Source organism: Lysobacter sp. GCM10012299, assembly GCF_042649405.1.
GTDB lineage: Bacteria > Pseudomonadota > Gammaproteobacteria > Xanthomonadales > Xanthomonadaceae > Lysobacter_J.
The window spans coordinates 215,683-236,343 of record NZ_JBHRZC010000004.1 but is presented as its reverse complement, the minus strand read 5'-3'; the positions used below and the strand labels follow the sequence as shown (position 1 = coordinate 236,343).

Below are 20,661 nucleotides of genomic sequence, written 5' to 3'. Positions count from 1 at the left end.
GGATTGCACTTCAGCGTGAGCCGCTGGCCGTACCTTCATTGACCTCGGTGCCACCGGCCAGCGCACGCTGCAGCCCGTCGCGAAGCTGTTCAGGCTTGCCGATGGGATTCCACACCGGCGCGCGGCCGAAGCGCACGAAGTACGTCGACAGGAAGTGCTGTTTGCCGCCCGGCAACCTTGCGAACAGGTCCGGCTCGAAGCCGTCCACCGTGGCCGGCATGCCATAGCCCATCGCCCGCAGCACCGTCGGGTAGAGGTTGAAGTGGCTGGCCTTGTCGCGGTTGCCGCTGGCGGCATCGCGCAGTTGCGGCGCCATGGTCGGGTGGCGGGTGATGGCGACCAGCGGAACGCGACCTTCGCCTGCGACGGCCGGGCCGATCGTGCAGTGGGTCTGGGCGCCGTCGTCACCGTCTTCGTGGAAGTTCTGGCCGTGGTCGGCGGTGTAGAGGATCAGCGTGTCGTCGAGCGGGGCGTCGGCCAGCAGTTCGCGGAAGAACTCGCGCGTGTTCCATGCCACGCAATTGCGATAGCTGTTGACCTGGCGCCAGCGCGCCTCCGGGCCATCGATGCCGCCGCCACCGGCCTGGCTGCCGACATCGGGGTCGACCTCGTTGCTGAAGCTGGTGCGCTCCATGGTGGGCGAGTACAGCTTGCCGTCGGCCGGGTACTTGCCCTCGTACGGGAAATGGCAGCCGACCTTGTTGACGTAGATGAAGCTGGGCTGCGGTCGCTTCAGCATCTGGCCGACCATCCGCCCGGCCTCGACGTCCTTGCGCTCCAGCGGCACCGCGGCGTCGATCTGCACGAACTCGTCGATCTCGCCACGCTCGCGCTCGTCCATGAAGTTGTGCAGCTTGCCGCCATGGCGCTGGGCGTCGATGTAGACCGTGCGATAGCCGGCTTTGCTCGCGTAACGCCAGAACGACGGATTGACGTCGAGGTCGCGCAGGTAGCTGTCGCGGGTGACGCCGTAACGCACGCTGGCATTGGACGTGGAGGAGCAGTTCGCGGCCGAGGCGGCGATGCCGAAGTTGTGCAGGGCCGCTCCAAGCGGACGCAGCCCGGTCTCGACGCCGTCATCGACGTTGATGTCGACATAGTCGCCACGCACGCTTTCGTCCATGACCAGCACGACGTGGCGGAACGGCTGCCCGCCCGGGTGCCGCAGCGCGACGTCCTGGCGCGGCGGCGTGGCTGGTTCGAGCAGCTTCTCGGCGCCCAGCACGAATGCGAACGCGGCGGTGTTGTACTGGCCGGGGAAGCCATTCGAGCCTTCGCCGCCGCGCAGGTAGAGGATCGCGGCGATGGCGAGGACCGGCAGCAGCTGCATCAGGCCCGGGTTGCGCAGTGGCCATGCCAGCGGGGCGGGCAACCACGACGGCGAGGCGAAGAACGGGGGCAGGTTGAGGGCGACCACGCCCAGCAGCGACCACAACGCCGCCTGCAGCAGTTCGGCATCGTGGAAGCCGACCAGGTTGCCGGCGAATCCGATCAGGCCCAGCAGCTGCTCGAACTCGGACAGGCCCAGGTGGCTCGAGGCGATCAGGGCATGGCTCAGGGTCATCGTGCTGGCAAGGAAGAAGGCGATGCTCCAGCCAATCCGGGTCGCGGTGCGGGCGTGGAAGGCCAGGGCCAGCATCGACACCAGGCACACCAGCCAGACCGCGGCAAACACGACCAGCCCGGGTTTCAGGCCGATGTGCGCGACGCGCTCGACCAGCAGGCGGTTGGTGCCAACCAGATAGGCCCCGATCAGCGCCAGCTTGAGGGCGACCAGCGCGATGGTTGCCGCCTTCGAATGCACTTGCCTGGACATGCACCGCCCTCGCTCGGCCCGCCCACCCGGTCACTGCATGGCAGTCGACCGGGTCCGGCCCTAGCACGGGTCAATGACCGGAGTGTGTCGGGTCCCTGCTGATGAAACGCAGTCCGACGCCAGGTTCGGTCGCGATCCATTGCGGCGCTGCAGCATCGTCGCCGAGCTTGTGGCGCAGTTTGCCGACCAGGATGCGCAGGTAGTGGGTGTCGTGCTGGTGGCTGGGGCCCCACAGTTCGCGCAGCAACTGCGGCTGCGTGACGACGCGACCGGCATGCTGCACCAGCAGGGCGAGCAGCGCGTATTCCTTGCGCGTGAGCGCCACGGATTCGCCCTGCAGGCGAACTTCGCGTCGCGACAGGTCGATGTGCAGGCGGCCGTCGTCGTACAGCGGTTGCGCGCCGGCGGGTGCGGCATGCGACCGCAACAAGGCACGCACGCGCGCCATCAGTTCCTGCACGCCGAAGGGCTTGGTCACGTAGTCGTTGGCACCGGCGTCGAGCGCGGCGACCTTTTCGGCTTCGCCGGCGCGCACGGTCAGCAGGATCACCGGCACGGTCGACCATTGCCGCAGCTCCCGCAGCACGTCATGGCCGTCGCGGTCGGGCAGGCCCAGGTCGAGGATGACCAGGTCGGCACCGTGCGTGGCCAGCGCCTCCAGCCCGCCCTGGCCGGTCTCCGCGCCTTCGACCGCATAGCCCTGCGCACGCAGGCTGATGTCGAGGAACTTGAGGATCTGCGGCTCGTCATCGATGACGAGGATGCGCGCGGGCGGCGTGGCGCTATCGGTGTGTGCGGGGTCACTCATCGGGACAGTGTCAGGGCTCGATCCGCGGCAGCGTAATGCGGATCGTGGTGCCGCGCCCGTCCGGACCCGGCAGCGCGGCCACGCTGCCGCCGTGCGCGCCGATCATGCCCTGGCAGATCGCCAGGCCCAGGCCCGTGCCCTGGCGGCCGCGGTCACCGCGCTCGACGCTGTAGAACATGTCGAAGATGCGCTTGCGTTCGTCTTCGGGGATGCCGGGGCCGCGGTCGCCGACGTCGATGCGCAACTGGTCGTCGCTGGTGTCCTGTGCGCGCACGGTGATCGCCGCGCCCGGCGGCGAGAACTTCGCGGCGTTCTCGAGCACGTTGAACAGCGCCTGCTCGACCAGCGCCGGGTGCACCCAGACCGGACGCAGGCCGGGTTCGACCGACACGTCGAAACGGGCCCCGGGTTCGTAGCGCTGCAATCGCGTCACCGCCGAGCCGATGAGCTCGTCGACGCCGATCCAGTCGCGGTTGAGGGTGAGGCCACCGTGCCCGAGCCGGGTCATGTCGAGCAGGTTCTGGATGTAGCGGTCCAGGCGCTCGCCTTCGATGCGGATGGTCTCGAGCAGGCTGTGCCGGTCCTGCGCGTCCATGGCGTCGGCGTAGTGGTCCAGGCTGCTGGCCGATCCGATGATCGAAGCCAGCGGCGAGCGCAGGTCGTGCGAGACCGAGGACAGCAATGCCGAGCGCAGGCGCTCGGTCTCGTTGCTGACGCGCGCGTTCTCCAGGTCAGCGACCAGGCGCGTGCGCACCACGGCCTGGGCGATGTCTTCAGCCATGGCTTCGGCAAGGCGACGCTGTTCGATGCCCAGCCGGTGCAACTGCGGTGGGAAGCGCAGGCCGAGCAGGCCGGTCTCGCGCTCGCCCAGTGGCAGCGGCTGGAACCACCATTCCGAACCAGCCAGTGTGTCGGTGTAGCGCCCTGAAGCGTGCCGGTGGCGCACGGCCCAGTCGGCGGCAGCGCGGTCTTTCTCGTTCAGCAGTTCGGCGTGGACCTGATGCTCGCCGACCTGCAGCACCACCTCGGCATCGAGTGCGCGCCGCAGCGCATCGCGCCCGGCCTGCAGCACCTGGCCGAGGTCGGCGGCGCTGGCCAGTTGCCGGCCGAGGGTCTGCAACGCGGTGGCCTGCGCGTTGGCGGCACGCAACGCAACCACCTGCATGCGCAGCTTTGATGCCAGGCGACCGGCCACCAGCGCCGCGATCAGGAACAGCACCACGGTGGTCACGCCCTGGCGCGCGCCGATCATCAACGTGTAGCGCGGTTCGATGAAGAAGAAGTTGTAGGCCAGGAAGCACAGCACCGCCGAGATCACGGCCGCGGTCATGCGCGTGCGCGCGGCCACCAGCACCACCGCGACGATGAAGATCAGCGACAGGTCGTCCAGTGCGATCCAGCGTTCGGCGATCCAGGCCAGCGCGGTGGCCAGTGCGGCCGAGGTCACCGCCAGGGCGGTATCGCTGCGGCTGAGGTAACCGCCGGGCTGGCGCCAGGAGCGGCGCGCCCGCGCGCGTGCTTCCGGGGTGCTGACGATGGTCAGTTCGTAGTGGGCGCCGCGCTGGATCAGCTGTTGCGTCAACGCGCGGTTGAACATGCGCGCGACAGGACGCTCGCGGGTGCGGCCGAGGACAATCGTGCTGGCACCGGAGCGCGCTGCCTGGTCGAGCAGGGCGTCGACGATGCTGTTGCCGTGCAGTACCAGTGCATCGCCGCCGAGTCGCCGGGCGAGGGCGAAGGCGCGATCGAGCTCGAGCTGTTGTGCTTCGGCGGCGGCTTGTGCGCCCTGCACGGTTACCACGGTCCACGGCGAGTCGCGGCGTTCCGCGATGCGGCGGGCGACGCGCACCAGGTATTCGGACTGGCCGCGGCCGTCGATCGCCACCATCACGCCGCGCCGCAACGGCACGCCAGGCAGGCCGCGCGCGGTCTGTGCTTCGCGCAGGTCGCTGTCGACGCGGTCGGCGGCAGTCTGCATGGCCAGTTCGCGCAGGGCGGTGAGGTTGCTCGGCGAGAAGAAGGCCTGCAGGGCGTGCGCGGCCTGGTCGGGTACGTAGACTTTGCCTTGTTGCAGGCGCTCGATCAGTTCGCGCGGTGGCAAGTCGACCAGGACGATGTCGCGCAGGCGGTCGAACACGGCATCGGGCACGGTTTCGCTGACGCGCACGCCGGTGATGCGGTGGACGACGTCGTTGAGGCTTTCCAGGTGCTGGATGTTGATGGTGGTGAAGACGTCGATGCCGGCGTCGAGCAGTTCGATGACGTCCTGCCAGCGTCGTTCGTGGCGGCTGCCGGGGACGTTTCGGTGGGCGAGTTCGTCGACCAGTGCGAGTCTGGGTTTGCGGGCGAGGAGGGCGTCGAGGTCAAGTTCCTGCAGGGCCTTGGCCTGGTATTTCATGCGCTTGCGCGGCAGGACTTCGAGGCCTTCGATGAGGGCGGCGGTTTCGGCGCGGCCGTGGGTCTCGACCAGGCCGACGACGACGTCGAGGCCGCGGCGCTGCAGTTCGCGACCGCGGCTGAGCATGGTGTAGGTCTTGCCGACGCCGGGGGCGGCGCCGAGGAAGATTGTCAGGCGACCGGCGCCCTGGCGTTGCAGTTCGCCGATGAGTGCGTCTGCCTGGGCGCTCCGGGTGTCGGTCATGGTTGCATTGTGCCTGTGTCGCTTGTGGCGGTTGTGTCTGGGGTGTCGCGGCATTGCTGGCTTCGGGGCGGCGTCGGCCGCAGGGCCGGGGATTGCTACGTCCCGCGGACGACATCCTGTCTTTACGCGGGACGCGGGACATCCATGTCCCGCTGCTCCGCAATCCCCGACCCTGCGGCCAACGCTCCAACGTTTCGTTGCCCGGTCTTCGTCTATGCACATCAAACCCCTCTCCCCTTGCGGGAGAGGGACAGACCGCGAAGGCGGCCAGGGAGAGGGGCGCCCTGGCCGTTGCTGCTACCGCTTGAGTGCATCCAGCGCGAGGTTGAGTTCCAGCACGTTGACTCGCGGCTCGCCCAGCACGCCGAACTGCTTCGCCTCGGTGTGAGCGGCGACCACGGCCGCAACCTCCTCATTGCTCAGGCCCCTTGCCTTCGCAACCCGCGCGATCTGCACCTGCGCGCCGAGCGGCGACAGGTGCGGATCGAGCCCGCTACCCGACTGGGTAACCAGGTCGCCCGGCACCTGCGCCGGGTTGATGCCCTCGCGCCTGGCGACTTCCAGCGTCAGATCCGCGATGCGCTTGCGCAGGTCCGGGTTGCTGCGCGCCAGGTTGCTGCCGGCGGCGGCCATCGGGTCGTAGTTGGCGGCGGACGGACGCGGCTGGAAGTAGCGCGCGTCGGCGAACGGCTGGGCGACCAGCGCCGAGCCGCGCGCCTTGCCGTCGACCATCACGATGCTGCCGGTGGCCTGATGCGGGAACAGCACGCGGCCCAGTGCGGCGCCGGCGAGCGAGTACAGCAGGCCGAAGCCGACGAGGATCACCACGGTGAATACCAGCGGTGCACGCAGCGAAGTGCGGTCGTCCAGCACGGTCGCATGCGTGGTCGCCGGAACGTACGGAACGGAAGTCACGGTGGTCATGTCAGAACCCCACTGCCACGAGGGCAAGATCGATGAGCTTGATGGCGGCGAACGGCAGCAGCACACCGCCGACGCCGTACACCAGCATGTTCCGGCGCAGCAGCGAGACCGCGCTGGCGGGCTTGAAGCGCACGCCGGCCAGGGCCAGCGGAATCAGCGCCGGGATGATGATCGCGTTGAAGACCAGCGCTGCCAGCACCGCGTTGGTCGGGCTCGACAGGTGCATGACGTTGAGTGCGGCCATCTGCGGAATGGCCGCTGCAAACAATGCCGGCAGGATCGCGAAATACTTCGAGACGTCATTGGCCAGCGAGAACGTGGTCAGCGCGCCGCGTGTGATCAGCTGCTGCTTGCCGACTTCGACCACCGCCAGCAGCTTGGCCGGGTCGGAGTCGAGGTCGACCATGTTGCCGGCCTCCTTGGCCGCCTGCGTGCCCGAGTTCATCGCCAGGCCGACGTCGGCCTGGGCCAGCGCCGGCGCGTCGTTGGTGCCATCGCCGACCATCGCCACCATGCGGCCACCGGCCTGCTCGGCGCGGATGCGGGCGAGCTTGTCTTCCGGACGGGCTTCGGCGATGTAGTCGTCGACGCCGGCCTCGGCGGCAATCGCGGCGGCGGTGAGCGGGTTGTCGCCGGTGATCATCACCGTGCGCACGCCCATCGCACGCAACCGCGCGAATCGCTCCTTGACGCCGTGCTTGACCACGTCCGACAGCTCGATGACGCCGAGGATGTGGCGGCCCTCGGCGACCACCAGCGGCGTGGCGCCACCGCGTGCGACCTGCTCGATGCGCGCGGACAGTTCCGGCACGACCTGGCCACCCAGTGACTGCACATGCCGGGCGATGGAATCGCCGGCGCCCTTGCGGATGACCCTGCCATCAAGGTCGACGCCCGACATGCGTGTCTGCGCGGTGAACTGCACGTAATGCGCCTTCTCCGGCTCCGGCACGGTGCTCTTCAGTTCGCGCGCCAGGCGCACGATCGATTTGCCTTCCGGCGTCGGGTCGGCCAGCGACGACAGCAGTGCCGCGTCGCGCAGCTGGCTGAGGTCGACACCGGCCAGCGGATGGAACACCGTGGCCTGGCGATCGCCATGCGTGATCGTGCCGGTCTTGTCGAGCAGCAACACGTCGACGTCGCCGGCCACTTCCACCGCCTTGCCCGACTTCGCCAGCACGTTGGCCTGCAGTGCACGGTTCATGCCGGCAATGCCGATCGCCGGCAACAGGCCGCCGATGGTGGTCGGGATCAGGCACACCAGCAGCGCGATCAGCAGCAGCGGATCGAGCCTGGCGCCGACGAAACCGGCCAGTGCAGGCAGGGTGGCGACGACGATCAGGAAGGTCAGCGTCATCGCCGCCAGCAGCATGGTCAGCGCGATCTCGTTCGGCGTCTTCTGGCGGTTGGCGCCCTCGACCAGCGCGATCATGCGGTCGAGGAAGCTGTGGCCCGGCTCGGCACTGACCTCGACCACAATTTCGTCCGACAGCACCTTGGTGCCGCCAATCACGCCGGAGCGGTCGGTGCCGGCCTCGCGCAACACCGGTGCGGACTCGCCGGTGACGGCGGCCTCGTTGATGGTGGCCACGCCTTCGACGATCTCGCCGTCGGCCGGCACCAGTTCGCCGGCCGAGACGATGACGCGGTCGCCCGGACGAAGCGTTGCTGCGGCGACGCGGCTTTCGCCGCCGACGCGGGTCTTGCCGTTGAGGCGCCGCGCGACCAGGTCGCGACGTGCCGCACGCAGCGAGGCCGCCTGGCCACGGCCGCGCGCTTCGGCCACGGCCTCGGCGAAGTTGGCGAACAGCACCGTCACGAACAGGATCAGCGTCACGGCGATGCCGAAGGCGGTATTGCCAGGCACCGCCAGTGTGATCAGCGCCGACAGGATCGTGCCGAGCAGCACGATGGCCATGACCGGGCTCTTCACTGCCTGGCGCGGCGACAGCTTGCGAAAGGAATCCACCAGCGACGTGCGCAGGGCTGCGCCGTCGAGGCCCGCCACCGTCTGGCGGCGGGCAGTACCGAGATGAGTAGTGTCAGTCACGTTCATTACCTCACGGGGCCGCCGCAGCGGCGCCGTACAGCGTCAGGTGCTCGGCGATGGGACCCATCACCAGGGCGGGCATGAATTGCAGGACGGTCAGGATCACGATCACCGCGATCAGCGTCAGCGCGAAGGTCGGCGTCTCCACGTGCAGCGTGCCGCTGCCTTCCGGCGCCACGCGCTTGCGCGCCATCAGGCCGGCGACGGCGAGCGGGATGATCAGCGCGGGGTAGCGGCCCAGCGCGAGCACGACCGAGCAGCTCAGGTTCCACCACCAGGTCGCATCACCCAGGCCCTCGAAGCCGGAGCCGTTGTTGGCGAATGCCGACGTGTATTCGTAGAAGACCTGGCTGATGCCGTGGAAGCCCGGATTCGAGTTGCCGGTGATCGACGGGAATACCAGCGTGATGGCGGAGAAGCCAAGCACCACCAGCGGTTGCAGCAGGACCAGCAGCGCCAGCAGCTTCACTTCGGGGGCTTCGATCTTGCGACCGAACAGCTCCGGGGTACGCCCCGTCATCAACCCTGCGAGGAACACGGCGAGCATCAGGTAGACCAGGAACTGCTGCAGGCCGCAGCCAACGCCGCCCCAGATGGCGTTGATCAGCATGTTGACCATCGCCATGCCACCGCTGAGCGGCGCGAGGGAGTCATGCATCGCATTGACCGAGCCGTTGTTGACCTGCGTGGTCATGGCCGACCACAACGTCGACGACGCCACGCCCAGTCGCACTTCCTTGCCTTCCATCAACGCCGGATCGGTGGCGGTGGACGAGTACGCCTCCGACCACATCGACAGGCCGGTGGAGGCCAGCGACATCAGCAGCATCGTGCCGAACACCATGGCGGTCAGGCGCTTGCAGCGCGTGAACGGACCGACCATGAAGGTGATCGCCATCGGGATCAGCAGGATTCCCAGCACTTCGATCAGGTTCGACAGCGGCGTGGGATTTTCCAGGGCCACCGTGCTGTTGGGTCCATACCAGCCGCCACCGTTGGAGCCCAGTTGCTTGATAGCGACCATCGGCGACACCGGGCCCAGCGGGATCTTCTGTTCCTTCATTTCGACGCTGGTGTCGACCGGCGTGATGCTCGGGCCGGACTGCAGCGTCGACGGCACGCCCTGCCAGGTCAGCAGGACCGACCACACCAGGCACAGCGGCAGCATGAAGCGCAGCGTCGCGCGGGTGACGTCGGCCCAGTAGTTGCCCACGTCGCGCTCGACGCCTTCCGGTGCGACACGGCCATCGACCACCGCCGAGCCGACCGTCTGCGCCATCTCCGTGCGACCGCCGAACAGGCCGCGCAGCGTGGCCACGACCATCGCCAGGCCCATGACCGGCGTGGCGACCTGCAGGCCGACGATGCCGACCATCTGCGACAGGTAGCTCAGCTGTGATTGGCCCGAGTAATGCTGCTGGTTGGTGTTGGTGAGGAACGACACCATCGTGTGCAGGGCGGTGTCCCAGCGCATGTTGGGGATGTCGTCGGGGTTGAGCGGCAGCCAGGCCTGGGTCATGAACTGGACCCAGACCACCAGGCCGACGACCACGTTGCTGATTGCGAACGCCCTGGCGTAGCCGCGCCAGCTCATGCCGCGTTGCGGGTCGGTGCCCAGGGCCCGGTAGATCAGGCGCTCTGCCGGTCCGGCGATGCGGTCCACCCAGGAGCGGTCGCCGCGCATGACGCGAGCGAGGTAGTGCCCGAGCGGCCAGGCGAGGCCGATCGCAAGCACCAGTACAAGCAGTGTCTCGGTCATTGTCGTGTTGCCTTAGAAATCTTCGGGTCGAAGAACCACGTACAGCAGGTAGGCCGAGGCAACGATCACCGCGACACCGCAAACAAGGGCAAGCCAGCCAGGCATGTCGTCTCTCCTTCAGAAGGTCGCCTGCAGGGCCGCTTCGATGCGGCTCCCTGCGAGGTCTTTGCCGAAGATCTCTTCGGCGTTGGTATCGGTAGCGTGCGCGGTCACGCGCAGCTCGAGCGGGGCCTTCACCGCCCACACGGCATTGAGCTGTCCGTGCAGGTAGTTGTCGGCCGCGGCGCTGTAGCCATCCAGAAGGTAATAGCCGACTGCACCTTCAAGCCGGAACACGTCGTTGATCGGGAACCGGGCACCCACCTGCGTGTACAGGCCGTCTTCCTCGCCACCAAGGGCTTCAGTCGAATAGCCCATCGACAGCCAGTAGTTGCTGTCGTACGCCAGCGTGGCGTTGAGCTCGGTCCAGTTGAGGTCGACGGCGGTGGACGGATACTGGTAACGCAGCAGGTTGACGTCCATCGCCCATTTGTCGGACAAGGCTCCTGCCCAGCCGACGGTGAAGTCGAGCTCGCTGCTGGCGTGGGTGTCGGGGGCGAACTCGACGTTGGAGCCCCAGGCCGAACCGTAGAAGCCGGAGTCGCCGGCCAGCTTGAAGCCGGCCTGCACGGCGGCATCGCCCTGGGTCTGGGTGGTGCCGCGCCAGACGTAATCGCTGGTCAGTGCGGCGTTGCCGGAAAGCGTCGTGGCGTTTGCCTGGGTGCCCAGGGCAAGCAGGCCGATACCCGCGCAGGCGGCGAACAGCAACGGCACGGAGGCTTCGCGCGCGCGGAAGTAATGAAGGGACATTGCCGATATCCAGGAATGACATTCGAGGCCCGATTGGCCACGCCGTCATTGTTGGTATCGCACCCGTAAAGCCTCTATTCCGCCGTTGCGCCCGGGGCGTAAATTCGGCGTAAACAATTCCGTCCCCGTCACGTCATCCCGGCGAACGCCGGGATCCATTGGCTCCTGCTCCTCGCACGCCGCTCAGCCCAGCAGCTTCTCCACCACCGCCTGCGGCTGCTTCATCCACGCATAGTGATCGGCGCGTGCACCGAGCGTGGCAGCGTCGAGCACATCAATCCGATTCGGCGAATGGCGCAGTTTCGACAGCAGGAACCGGGCAGACGATTCAGGCCCCAGCCAATCGCGATCGAATGCCACCGCATGTGCTTCCACTTCCACCGCGGCCATCGCCGCGTCCAGGTCGATGTCGAGTCCGCCGGCGGCATAACGCCCGCTCAAGCCGCTGCGGCTCCAGTCGCGGATCAGTCCACGTGCTTCCTGGCCGCCGAATCCGATCCGGCGGCCGGGCAGGGCGCCGTTATGGTCGGCCAGCCACGCGAGGAAGCGGTAGACGAAGGGCAGGAACCATTTGGTCCGCAGCGGGAACGCGCGCCAGTAAGGCGCGCCGCTGGCCACCAGCCACAGGCGTTGCGCGGTCGCCGGCGACAGGCCTAGCCGGCAGCAGGCCAGCTGCCCGCCGAGGCTGTGGCCGCCGATGATCCGCGGCACTGCCGGCGCGTGCTCGGTCACCAGTGCCTCGCTCGCCGGGATGTCGTTGCACAGCAGTTCGCGATAGCCCCAGTCGCTGTCACGGCCGGCGCGCTGGCTGCTCGAGCCACCGCCGCGCCATTCGTGCAGGAACACGGCGACCCCGCGTGCCGCCAGCGCATCGGCGAAGGGCAGGTAGTGTTTGGCGGCCACGCCCAGCGCCGGCAGCCACAACAGGCTCGCCTGCGGCTGTGCCGGGATGCGCGCCAGCACGGTCCAGCGATGGCCGTCGATGGCCTGTGCATCGAGTTCGATGGGTTGCATCGCGGCGGTCTCATTCATGGGGCGCGGCGCCGAAATGGTCGAGGACGAGGATGTCGCTGTTGCCGGGCCGGTAACCACGCACCAGCGCGGCATGGACGTAGTCGGCGGCGGCAGTGCAGCTGTCGGCGAGGTCGCGGCCGAGGCAGAGGTTGGCCGCCACCGCGGAGGCCAGCGTGCAGCCGGTGCCGTGCGCTTCCAGTTGCAGGCGTGGATGGGTGATTGCGCGCACGGCGCCATCGGCTTCGGCGAACAGGTCGACCACGTCGCCGCTTCCGGTCAGGTGGCCACCCTTGAGCAGCACCGCGCGGGCGCCGAGGGCGTGCAGTCGCGCGATCGCGGCATGCATCGCGTCGACATCGGCGATGGAGGCATCGAGTAGCAGTTCGGCCTCGGGCAGGTTGGGCGTGACCAGCGTTGCCAGCGGGATCAGGCGCGTGCGCAGCGCATCGAGTGCGCTGGCTTCGAGCAGGCGCGCACCGGACGTCGAAACCATTACCGGATCGAGCACGACGTGCGCGGGCCGGTAGTGCTCCAGCGCAGCGGCGACGGTTTCGATCACGCCGGCATTGGCGAGCATGCCGAGCTTGACCGCGGTGATCGCGAAATCGTCGAAGCAGGCATCGATCTGCGCGCGCAGGAAGCCGGTGTCGGGCACGTTCACCGCGGTGACGCCGCGCGTGTGCTGCGCGGTCAACGCGGCGATCGCGCTGAGGCCGTGCACGCGATGGGCGGCGAATGTCTTCAGGTCGGCCTGGATGCCGGCACCACCGCCGGAATCGGAACCGGCGATGGTCAGGGCACAGGCAGGGCGGGGGGCGGAGTTCATCGCCACAGTTTGCCTGTGCCCGCGTGTCGGAAGCGATAGGGCCTCAGGCGGCTTCCGTGTTGCGCGCCGGACCGCGCCAGAAGCTCCAGCCGAGATAGGCCGCCGCGGTCGTGCCGGTCAGTGCCGCCGGCAAGTACAAGGCGCGATAGCCCCAATGAGGAAACAGCGCCGACCCCGCCACGCCGCCCAGCGCGAATCCGCCGATGACCAGCAGGCAAAGCCACAGCCGTCGCCGGTCGACGTCGATGCCGCGCAGGCGGTGGCCGAGGAACACGCCCAGGTCGGTGAACATCCCGGTCAGGTGCGAGGTGCGCACCAGCGCACCGCTGAAGGTCGCCGTCACCGCGTTCTGCAGGCCGCAGGCCATCGTCGCCAGCGCGGCACCGGCCGTTTGCCGGCTTTCGAACAGCGGCACGGCGGCGACGAGCAACGCGGCCTCGATGGCCAGGGCCACGCCGTAACAGCGTCCGAGCCGCAGTGTCCGGTCCTGCACGATCAGGCCGCTCAGCATCGCTCCACCGACGAAGGAAACGATCGGCAGCAGCAACTCCCGGGCCACGCCGGCCTGGCCTTGCGCCACGGCGACGCCCAGCTGGCTGGTGGTGCCGGTGAGGTGCGCCATCGCCTGCTGTTCGAAACCCAGGTATCCCACCGCATTGACCATGCCCGCCACCAGCGACAGGCCGGCCGCGCACAACCAGCCCCACGTGGGCAGTCGTGAAATCATCCAGTGCTCCTTGCTCGTGTTGCTCCATTGGCAGCGTCATTGCGACGGTGCGGTGCATCCGCGCCATGCCACTGTCGAGGGCGGGAAGCTAGCAGCGCGACGGTGAACCGCGCGTGTGGGCGAGGAGATTGTGATTCAAACCATTTGCATCGGCGTGAGAATCGCCTGAGTGCACGAGCGCGCGCAGGGGCGAACCTGCGCGCGCCGGATGCCTGCGTTACAGCACTTCGGACGCGTAGTCGGCCAGGCGCGAACGCTCGCCGCGACGCAGCGTGATGTGCGCGCTGTGGTCCCAGTTCTTGAAGCGGTCCACTGCGTAGGTCAGGCCCGAGGTGGTCTCGGTGAGGTAGGGCGTGTCGATCTGTTCGACGTTGCCCAGGCAGACGATCTTGGTGCCGGGGCCGGCACGCGTGATCAGCGTCTTCATCTGCTTGGGCGTGAGGTTCTGCGCCTCGTCGAGGATCAGCCAGCGGTTGAGGAAGGTGCGGCCGCGCATGAAGTTCAGCGAGCGGATCTTGATGCGGCTGGCGAGCAGATCATTGGTGGCCGCGCGGCCCCAGCTGCCGCCGTCCTGGTTGTGGGTGAGCACTTCCAGGTTGTCGGTCAGCGCGCCCATCCACGGCGTCATCTTTTCCTCTTCGGTGCCGGGCAGGAAGCCGATGTCCTCGCCGACGCTGACCGTGGCGCGGGTCATGATGATCTCGCGGTAACGCTGCTGGTCCATCGTCTGCGCCAGGCCGGCCGCCAGGGCGAGCAGGGTCTTGCCGGTGCCGGCGGTGCCGAGCAGGGTGACGAAGTCGATCTCCGGGTCCATCAGTGCGTTCAACGCGAAGTTCTGTTCGCGGTTGCGCGCGGTGATGCCCCACACGGCGTGCTGGCTGTGGCGGAAGTCGTCGACGATCTGCAGCACGACCTTGGTGTCGGTCAGGCGCGCGACTTTCATCTGCGACTCGTCGTCGCCGGGCAGGTACAGGAACTGGTTCGGATGCCAGTTGTCGTCCTCGGCGCTGTCGCGGTTGCGCGAGATCTCGTAGAAGGTGCGGCCCTTCTCGGTCCACGAGCGCAGGTCCTTGCCGAAACGCTGCCAGAAGTCCTCCGGCAGCGCGGTGGCGCCGGTGTAGAGCAGGCTGAAGTCGTCGAGCGCGCGGTCGTTCTCGTAATCCTCCGACACGATCCCGGCGATGGACGCCTTGATGCGCAGGTTGATGTCCTTGGAGACGAACACCACCGGCACGCCCGGGTCGCTTTCCTTCAGCGACAGGATCGAGCCGAGGATGTGGTTGTCGGGGATCACCGCGCCGAAGCGCTTGCCCGAGTCGAAGTCGCGGGTCTGGAAACGCAGCTTGCCGATGCTCTGCTCGCCGCGCAGCTGCAAACCCTGCGGGCGGCTGAGGGTGATGCCGGACGAGATCTTGTCGGTGCCTTCGGCCTGGATCAGCTCATTGAGGAAGCGGCTGACCTGGCGCGCGTTGCGGCTGGCTTCGGAGGTGCCTTTTTTGGCGTTGTCGAGCTCTTCGATGACCTGCATCGGCAGGAAGACATCGTGTTCCTCGAACTTGAACAGCGCGGTCGGGTCGTGCATGAGCACATTGGTGTCGAGCACGTAGATCCGCTTGCTTCTGGTCATCGAATGCTCCGATGCGGGTTGAACATGGTGATCGGCCGGGTGAACTGATTAAGCGTGGAACGGTGGAGCGTCTGGATGGACTGCAGACACGGCGACGCTGCCGTGGCCCGCGGGGCGGGACGGCAGCGTGGGTGGTGGGCGGCGGGGGTCACTGCGTTGCGGCAGCCTTGAGTGCGTCGAGGACGGCCTGGGCATGGCCGGGGACTTTCACCGGACTCCATGACTGGGCGATGACGCCCTTGGGATCAATGAGGAACGTGCTGCGCACGATGCCCAGCACCTTGCGCCCGTACATGTTCTTTTCCCGGATCACGCCGAAGGCGTTGCACAGGGTTTCGTCGGGATCGCTGACCAGGTCGAACTTGAAGCCCTGCTTGCTGCAGAAGTTCTGGTGCGAGCGGATCGAATCGCGCGAAACGCCCAGCACGGTGGCGCCGAACTTCCTGAACTTCGGCAGCAGGGCATTGAAGTCGATGCCCTCGGTGGTGCAACCGGGCGTGCTGTCCTTGGGATAGAAGTACAGCACCAGCCATTGGCCGGCGAAGTCCTTGAGCTGCGCGGTCTGGCCGCTGGACAGCGCCAGGGGCAGTTCGGAGACGTCTTTCGCAATCCTGTCGCCGGTATCGGGCATTTCGCCTTTTCGTTCCATGCTGCTTTGTCGTGACGCTACCACGGAATTACTGGAACTTCATCGGGTCCCTAGAATTTCATCGGGTCCATGATCGCGTCGAGATTGAGGTGGTCGCAGAACTCGAGGAAGTCGTCGCGCAGGGCGGCGATGTGCATGCTCGAGGGTACCCCTATCGTGATCTGCGCCGAGAACATCTCAGCCCCCGTCTGCATGGCGCGGTAGCGCGAGCTGTGCAGGCTTTCGATGGTGATGCCCTGGCGATCGAAGAAGTCGGCCAGCTGGAACAGGATCCCGGCCTTGTCGGCGGCCACCACCTCGACCACGTACGGGAGCAGGTTGGACTGCACCTGCTTGGCGCCGGTCCGGTACCACACCAGTTTCAGGCCTTCCTCGCGCTCCAGCCGGGTCAGCATGGCCTCCAGCTTGGCCACCGCATCCCAGGAGCCCACGGCGAGCACGGTCACCGACACGTCGCGGCCGACCGTGGCCAGGCGTGCGTCGACGAGGTTGCAGCCGGAATCGGCGATCCGGCGAGTCACCGACAATAGCGGCGTCTCCGGATGCGTCGTGTAGGCGTTGATCAGGAGGTGGTTTTCGTTCGGCGACGGCCGGGCAGCGGAATCGGTCAAGGCGGCGCCTGCTTGGGGAGCAACGTGCTCAGATACTGAATGGCGGCCCGTGAGCGGGCTGTGGTTGCCGGGCAGCATACTTGCCCGCGCTTTCAGCCCGCAAGTAACATCCCGTGCGATCATCCCGGCCACAGATCAACTGATCGACCCATTGATCGGACTGCCGATTGGCCCGTCTGGCCGGCAGCCAGGCCTGGGTTCCAGGGCCCGCACGTGACGTGCGGGGTTCAATGCAACACGTGCACCGAGTACCCCCAACTTGCGACTTTCCGGCAGCATCACCGCGCTGGCGACGCCTTTCACCGCGTCCGGCGAAATCGATTTCGACGCCTGGCAGCGACTGCTCGATCAGCAGTTGGCGGCCGGCACCCAGGCCATCGTCGTCGCCGGTTCCACCGGCGAGGCCGCCGCGCTGTTCGACGCCGAGTACGACGCGCTGCTGCGCACCGCCGTCGAGCGTGTCGCCGGCGCGATCCCGGTCCTGGCCGGCACCGGCCTGTCGAACACGGCAAAGACGATCGAACTGACGCGACGCGTGGCGGCCCTTGGCGCCGATGCCGCGCTGGTCGTGACGCCGCCGTACGTGCGCCCGACCCAGGCGGGCCTGGTCGCGCATTACCGCGCCATAGCCGACGACGGCGCGCTGCCGATCGTGCTCTACAACGTGCCGGGCCGCACCGGCGGCGACCTGCTGCCGGAAACCGTCGCCGAACTGGCGCCGCTGGCGAACATCGTCGGCATCAAGGAAGCGCGCAGCGAACCCGAGCGCATGACCGCGCTGCTGGCATTCAAGGGCGAAGGCTTCGCCGTGCTCAGCGGCGACGACCCGACCGCGTGCCGCGCGATGCTGGCCGGCGCCGACGGCGTGATCTCGGTGGCATCGAACGTGCTCCCGCATGCGTTCCGGCGCCTGGCCGACCTGGCCCGTGGCGGCCGCCGCGACGAAGCGCTGGCGCTGGATGCGCGCATGCTCGCCGCCTACGACTTCCTCGGCGTGGAGCCCAATCCCATTCCCGTGAAGGCGCTGCTGCAGCGCCAGGGCATCGGCCACGGCCTGCGCCTGCCGCTGCTGCCGCTGTCGCCGGTCCATACTGCTTCCGCCGCGACGGTCGACATGCTCGTCCGCGAACTTGAAAACGCCTGCCGCGATTCCCTCGCGGCCTGACCCTGCAGGAGAGCTACATGAGTTCCAACGTTTCGATGTCCCGCGTCGCCGTCGCCGCCCTGGTGCTGGCCGGTGTCGCCGCCGGTTCCGGCTGCAGCTGGTTCCGCAAGGGCAATGACCTGTACGCACAGGCCCCGGAAATGCGCCCGCTGGAAGTTCCGCCGGACCTGGACGCGCCGCGCACCGACACCGCCGTCAACCTGCCGACCCCGGCGACCGCGCTGGGCAATCCGGCCCTGGCCGGCACCGGCTTCACCGTCACCGGCACGCGTGACGAAGTGTTCGCCAAGGTCGGTACCGCGCTGGCGGCAGTCGAAGGCGTGAAGGTCACCAGCAGCGCCCAGGCGATGGGCGTGTACGACGTCAACTACGAGGGCAGCAACTTCCTCGTGCGCGTGGCCGGTGCCGATGTCGGCGCCTACGTCGCCGCGGTCGATCCGCGTGGCGTGCCGGCGAGCGGCGATGCCCCGAAGAAGCTGATCGAAACGCTGCGCATGGCACTGGTCGGCCGCTGATCGAGCATTGCCTCGAATCAAAACGGGCGCCATCGGCGCCCGTTTTTGTTTCTGCAGGTCGCGCTCAGCGCTCCAGCAGATCGAGCTTGCCCGGCTTGCCTTCCCATTCCTTGGCGTCGGCCAGGCCGTCCTTGCGCGTGGTGATGACCGGCCAGGCCTTGGCCAGCTCGGCATTGAGTGCGACGAACGCTTCCTGCCCGGCCGGCACGTCGTCCTCCGGGTAGATCGCGTTGATCGGGCATTCCGGCTCGCACAGGGTGCAGTCGATGCACTCGTCCGGATCGATCACCAGGAAGTTCGGGCCCTCATGGAAGCAGTCGACCGGGCACACCTCGACGCAGTCGGTGTACTTGCACTTGATGCAGTTCTCGGTGACGACGAAGGGCATGGCGATGGTTCCGTGAGATGAAGGGCCCTGGCGGGCATTGCGTATTGTATGCCGGCGCTCGGGGCGTGACAGCCTGGATCCCGGCGTTCGCCGGGATGACGGGCGCTACGCCGGGATGGCGGGCGCTACAAAGAAAAAGCCCGCGCATCGCTGCGCGGGCTTCGGAATTGGTACACCCTACGGGATTCGAACCCGTGTTGATGCCTTGAGAGGGCACCGTCCTAGGCCTCTAGACGAAGGGTGCAGATGGAGCATGGAGCGGGCTGTGTAGCGAGAAGACCCCCGGCGCAAGGCTCTCAACCCAGCGCGGCTTGCTAGTATATGCGGCGCCGCTGCCCCGGGCAATGGCCTCCCACACCTAAAATGGACTGCGGCAACGCCCGCTCGATGGAATCCGACAACCAAATCCAACTCAGGCTGCAAACCATTCCGCGCGACCAGCACAACGTGTCGCGCCGGGATATCAGCCCCAATGCCCTGCGTGTGCTGTATCGCCTGCGCGAGGGCGGCTTCGACGCCTTCCTGGTCGGCGGCGCCGTCCGCGACCTGCTGATCGGCGGCCACCCCAAGGATTTCGACGTTGCCACCAACGCCACGCCGGAAGAGGTCAAGGGCCTGTTCCGCAACTGCCGCCTGATCGGCCGTCGCTTCCGGCTTGCCCATGTCGTCTACGGTCGCGAGATCATCGAGGTGGCGACGTTCCGCGCCAACACCGACGACGGCAGCGGCGACCGCGAGCTGCACGAGGGCGGTCGCCTGCTGCGCGACAACGTCTACGGCACCATCGAGGACGACGCGGTCCGCCGCGACTTCACCGCCAACGCGCTGTACTACGCGATCGAGGACTTCTCGGTGCGCGACTACGTCGGTGGCTTCGAGGACGTGCGCAACCGCCTCATGCGTTTGATTGGCGACCCGGAGACGCGTTACCGCGAGGATCCCGTGCGGATGCTGCGCGCCGTGCGCCTGGCGGCCAAGCTCGATTTCGAGATCGAACCGGCGACTGCTGCACCTATCCCGGTGCTGGCGCCGCTGCTGCGCGAATCCGCGCCGGCGCGCCTGTTCGAGGAATGCCTCAAGCTGTTCCTGTCGGGCAACGCGGTCAAGAGTTTCCTCGGCCTTGAGCGCCACGGCCTGCTGCCGGCGCTGCTGCCGGAAACCGCCGCCGCGCTGAAGTCCAATCGCAGCGGCGCGCTGCGCAAGATGGTGCTGGAAGGCCTGAAGAATACCGACGCGCGCGTCGCCAACGACGAGCCGGTATCGCCCGCGTTCCTGTTCGCGCTGCTGCTGTGGCCGGCGTATTGCCGGGCGCTGATGGCGTTGCAGGCGCAGGGCATGCACACGGCCGAGGCGCAGCGTCGCGCCGCCGACCGCGTCACCGTGCATCAGCTCGAGACGATCGCGCTGCCGCGCCGTTTCTCGCTGCCGATGCAGGAAATCTGGTTGCTGCAGTCGCGGTTCTCGCTGCGCCAGCGAAAGCGCGTGTTCCGCACGCTCGCGCATCCGCGCTTCCGCGCCGCGTTCGATTTTCTCGGCCTGCGCCTGACCGCGTCGGACGAGCACGCCGAAGACGTCGCGTTCTGGCGCGAGGCGCAGGCCAATCCCGGCGATGCCGTTGCCATCGCAGAACTCGAGACCGAGCGCGCCGCGCAGGCCGACGACGAAGAGCCGCGCAAGCGTCGCCGCCGTCGCCGCAAGCCCGCCACCAGCCAGGAATGAGGCGGGCAGGGCGGACGTACCGGCCATGACGATCACGCTATGACAGCCACCGCGTTCGTCGGCCTGGGCAGCAACCTGGGTGACAGCATCGTCGCCCTGCGCGCGGCCTTCGCCGCCCTGGCGGCGATCGAGGGCACGCGCCTGCTGCAGGCCTCGCGCCTATACCGCACGCCGGCGTGGGGCGTGACCGAGCAGCCCGATTTCGTCAACGCCGTGGCGATGCTGGAAACGCAGCACACGCCGCAGCAGCTGCTGGCCGACCTGCTCGCCATCGAGCGCGTCGCCGGTCGCGACCGCCAGGCCGACGGCAGCGACCGCTGGGGCCCGCGCACGCTGGATCTCGACCTGCTGCTGTATGGCGACGCCGTGATCAGCGAACCTGGCCTGCAGGTCCCGCACCCGCACCTGCACGAGCGCGCCTTCGCGCTCGTGCCGCTGCTGGAAATCGCCCCCGACGCGCTCATCCCCGGGATCGGTCCGGCGCGTCAGGCGCTGGCGAAGATGGAACCGGGGGAGGTCGAGGCGGTAACGTATGCGGATTCTCCGGACGATCGCCCGTAGCCGCCCCTTGGC

General features: G+C 67.9%; 19 protein-coding genes and 1 tRNA gene. 4 read left to right on the top strand and 16 right to left on the bottom strand.

Translation table 11 applies throughout. The annotated features are described in order from the left end of the window. Positions 1 to 10 precede the first annotated feature (10 nt). The 14 genes from ACFOPO_RS12280 to ACFOPO_RS12215 all read right to left on the bottom strand — a co-directional run bounded on the left by ACFOPO_RS12280 (position 11) and on the right by ACFOPO_RS12215 (position 16,301). Positions 11 to 1,816: a sulfatase-like hydrolase/transferase gene (locus ACFOPO_RS12280; protein WP_386703505.1), complete on the bottom strand. Its 1,806-nt coding sequence runs from the start codon at positions 1,814 to 1,816 to the stop codon at positions 11 to 13. A gap of 70 nt (positions 1,817 to 1,886) precedes the next feature. After that, positions 1,887 to 2,624, bottom strand: coding sequence for a response regulator (locus ACFOPO_RS12275; protein WP_386703504.1), 738 nt, complete (start codon positions 2,622 to 2,624; stop codon positions 1,887 to 1,889). Positions 2,625 to 2,634: 10 nt separating this feature from the next. Next, positions 2,635 to 5,265 (bottom strand): ATP-binding protein, encoded by a 2,631-nt coding sequence (locus ACFOPO_RS12270; protein ID WP_386703503.1) that lies wholly within the window; start codon positions 5,263 to 5,265, stop codon positions 2,635 to 2,637. A 297-nt stretch (positions 5,266 to 5,562) separates the two neighbouring features. After that, positions 5,563 to 6,189 carry a potassium-transporting ATPase subunit KdpC gene (kdpC, locus tag ACFOPO_RS12265; protein ID WP_386703502.1) on the bottom strand — a complete coding sequence of 209 codons (627 nt, stop codon included), beginning with the start codon at positions 6,187 to 6,189 and terminating at the stop codon, positions 5,563 to 5,565. Between the two features lies 1 nt (position 6,190). After that, positions 6,191 to 8,197 (bottom strand): potassium-transporting ATPase subunit KdpB, encoded by a 2,007-nt coding sequence (gene kdpB, locus ACFOPO_RS12260; RefSeq protein ID WP_386703867.1) that lies wholly within the window; start codon positions 8,195 to 8,197, stop codon positions 6,191 to 6,193. 52 nt (positions 8,198 to 8,249) lie between these two features. Then, on the bottom strand, positions 8,250 to 9,998 hold the full coding sequence (gene kdpA, locus ACFOPO_RS12255; protein WP_386703501.1) for a potassium-transporting ATPase subunit KdpA: 1,749 nt from the start codon (positions 9,996 to 9,998) through the stop codon (positions 8,250 to 8,252). Between the two features lie 12 nt (positions 9,999 to 10,010). Next, on the bottom strand, positions 10,011 to 10,103 hold the full coding sequence (locus ACFOPO_RS12250) for a potassium-transporting ATPase subunit F (protein ID WP_158732366.1): 93 nt from the start codon (positions 10,101 to 10,103) through the stop codon (positions 10,011 to 10,013). 12 nt (positions 10,104 to 10,115) lie between these two features. Further along, the gene (locus ACFOPO_RS12245; protein ID WP_386703500.1) at positions 10,116 to 10,847 is read right to left on the bottom strand and encodes a TorF family putative porin; all 732 of its coding nucleotides are present in this window, start codon (positions 10,845 to 10,847) and stop codon (positions 10,116 to 10,118) included. Between the two features lie 183 nt (positions 10,848 to 11,030). After that, positions 11,031 to 11,879 carry a serine aminopeptidase domain-containing protein gene (locus tag ACFOPO_RS12240; RefSeq protein ID WP_386703499.1) on the bottom strand — a complete coding sequence of 283 codons (849 nt, stop codon included), beginning with the start codon at positions 11,877 to 11,879 and terminating at the stop codon, positions 11,031 to 11,033. Beyond that, positions 11,872 to 12,687 (bottom strand): bifunctional hydroxymethylpyrimidine kinase/phosphomethylpyrimidine kinase, encoded by an 816-nt coding sequence (gene thiD, locus ACFOPO_RS12235; RefSeq protein WP_386703498.1) that lies wholly within the window; start codon positions 12,685 to 12,687, stop codon positions 11,872 to 11,874. Before thiD ends, ACFOPO_RS12240 begins: the two co-directional genes overlap by 8 nt. 43 nt (positions 12,688 to 12,730) lie before the next feature. Beyond that, on the bottom strand, positions 12,731 to 13,414 hold the full coding sequence (locus ACFOPO_RS12230; protein ID WP_386703497.1) for a YoaK family protein: 684 nt from the start codon (positions 13,412 to 13,414) through the stop codon (positions 12,731 to 12,733). Positions 13,415 to 13,631: 217 nt separating this feature from the next. Next, positions 13,632 to 15,041 carry a PhoH family protein gene (locus tag ACFOPO_RS12225; RefSeq protein ID WP_386703496.1) on the bottom strand — a complete coding sequence of 470 codons (1,410 nt, stop codon included), beginning with the start codon at positions 15,039 to 15,041 and terminating at the stop codon, positions 13,632 to 13,634. 148 nt (positions 15,042 to 15,189) lie between these two features. Continuing rightward, positions 15,190 to 15,672, bottom strand: a complete 483-nt coding sequence (locus ACFOPO_RS12220) for a peroxiredoxin (protein WP_386703866.1) — start codon at positions 15,670 to 15,672, stop codon at positions 15,190 to 15,192. Between the two features lie 68 nt (positions 15,673 to 15,740). Then, a complete protein-coding gene (locus ACFOPO_RS12215) occupies positions 15,741 to 16,301 on the bottom strand; it encodes a glycine cleavage system protein R (RefSeq protein WP_158730621.1) in 561 nt (186 codons plus the stop codon). 259 nt (positions 16,302 to 16,560) lie between these two features. Between ACFOPO_RS12215 and dapA the strand changes: the two genes are divergently transcribed. Both dapA and ACFOPO_RS12205 read left to right on the top strand, forming a co-directional pair. Beyond that, entirely contained in the window at positions 16,561 to 17,466 is a 906-nt protein-coding gene (gene dapA, locus ACFOPO_RS12210; RefSeq protein ID WP_386703495.1) for a 4-hydroxy-tetrahydrodipicolinate synthase, read from the top strand. Between the two features lie 17 nt (positions 17,467 to 17,483). Next, a complete protein-coding gene (locus ACFOPO_RS12205) occupies positions 17,484 to 17,981 on the top strand; it encodes a hypothetical protein (RefSeq protein WP_386703494.1) in 498 nt (165 codons plus the stop codon). Between the two features lie 64 nt (positions 17,982 to 18,045). Here ACFOPO_RS12205 and fdxA read toward each other — a convergent pair whose 3' ends face one another. Beyond that, a complete protein-coding gene (fdxA, locus tag ACFOPO_RS12200) occupies positions 18,046 to 18,369 on the bottom strand; it encodes a ferredoxin FdxA (protein ID WP_200604864.1) in 324 nt (107 codons plus the stop codon). 168 nt (positions 18,370 to 18,537) lie between these two features. Then, a tRNA-Glu gene (locus ACFOPO_RS12195) sits at positions 18,538 to 18,613 on the bottom strand. A 119-nt stretch (positions 18,614 to 18,732) separates the two neighbouring features. On the opposite strand from ACFOPO_RS12195, the gene pcnB reads away from it, so the two are divergent. Together pcnB and folK are read left to right on the top strand one after the other, a co-directional pair. Further along, the gene (gene pcnB, locus ACFOPO_RS12190; RefSeq protein ID WP_386703493.1) at positions 18,733 to 20,088 is read left to right on the top strand and encodes a polynucleotide adenylyltransferase PcnB; all 1,356 of its coding nucleotides are present in this window, start codon (positions 18,733 to 18,735) and stop codon (positions 20,086 to 20,088) included. 39 nt (positions 20,089 to 20,127) lie between these two features. Then, positions 20,128 to 20,649 (top strand): 2-amino-4-hydroxy-6-hydroxymethyldihydropteridine diphosphokinase, encoded by a 522-nt coding sequence (gene folK / locus ACFOPO_RS12185; RefSeq protein WP_386703492.1) that lies wholly within the window; start codon positions 20,128 to 20,130, stop codon positions 20,647 to 20,649. Positions 20,650 to 20,661: the final 12 nt, after the last annotated feature.

What these genes read in the sequence shown, in the direction of transcription:
- ACFOPO_RS12280 (WP_386703505.1), bottom strand. Translation starts at nt 1,816, where the DNA reads ATGTCCAGGCAAGTGCATTCGAAGGCGGCAACCATCGCGCTGGTCGCC.
- ACFOPO_RS12275 (WP_386703504.1), bottom strand. Translation starts at nt 2,624, where the DNA reads ATGAGTGACCCCGCACACACCGATAGCGCCACGCCGCCCGCGCGCATC.
- ACFOPO_RS12270 (WP_386703503.1), bottom strand. Translation starts at nt 5,265, where the DNA reads ATGACCGACACCCGGAGCGCCCAGGCAGACGCACTCATCGGCGAACTG.
- kdpC (WP_386703502.1), bottom strand. Translation starts at nt 6,189, where the DNA reads ATGACCACCGTGACTTCCGTTCCGTACGTTCCGGCGACCACGCATGCG.
- kdpA (WP_386703501.1), bottom strand. Translation starts at nt 9,998, where the DNA reads ATGACCGAGACACTGCTTGTACTGGTGCTTGCGATCGGCCTCGCCTGG.
- ACFOPO_RS12250 (WP_158732366.1), bottom strand. Translation starts at nt 10,103, where the DNA reads ATGCCTGGCTGGCTTGCCCTTGTTTGCGGTGTCGCGGTGATCGTTGCC.
- ACFOPO_RS12245 (WP_386703500.1), bottom strand. Translation starts at nt 10,847, where the DNA reads ATGTCCCTTCATTACTTCCGCGCGCGCGAAGCCTCCGTGCCGTTGCTG.
- ACFOPO_RS12240 (WP_386703499.1), bottom strand. Translation starts at nt 11,879, where the DNA reads ATGAATGAGACCGCCGCGATGCAACCCATCGAACTCGATGCACAGGCC.
- thiD (WP_386703498.1), bottom strand. Translation starts at nt 12,687, where the DNA reads ATGAACTCCGCCCCCCGCCCTGCCTGTGCCCTGACCATCGCCGGTTCC.
- ACFOPO_RS12230 (WP_386703497.1), bottom strand. Translation starts at nt 13,414, where the DNA reads ATGATTTCACGACTGCCCACGTGGGGCTGGTTGTGCGCGGCCGGCCTG.
- ACFOPO_RS12225 (WP_386703496.1), bottom strand. Translation starts at nt 15,041, where the DNA reads ATGACCAGAAGCAAGCGGATCTACGTGCTCGACACCAATGTGCTCATG.
- ACFOPO_RS12220 (WP_386703866.1), bottom strand. Translation starts at nt 15,672, where the DNA reads ATGCCCGATACCGGCGACAGGATTGCGAAAGACGTCTCCGAACTGCCC.
- ACFOPO_RS12205 (WP_386703494.1), top strand. Translation starts at nt 17,484, where the DNA reads ATGAGTTCCAACGTTTCGATGTCCCGCGTCGCCGTCGCCGCCCTGGTG.
- fdxA (WP_200604864.1), bottom strand. Translation starts at nt 18,369, where the DNA reads ATGCCCTTCGTCGTCACCGAGAACTGCATCAAGTGCAAGTACACCGAC.
- pcnB (WP_386703493.1), top strand. Translation starts at nt 18,733, where the DNA reads ATGGACTGCGGCAACGCCCGCTCGATGGAATCCGACAACCAAATCCAA.
- folK (WP_386703492.1), top strand. Translation starts at nt 20,128, where the DNA reads ATGACAGCCACCGCGTTCGTCGGCCTGGGCAGCAACCTGGGTGACAGC.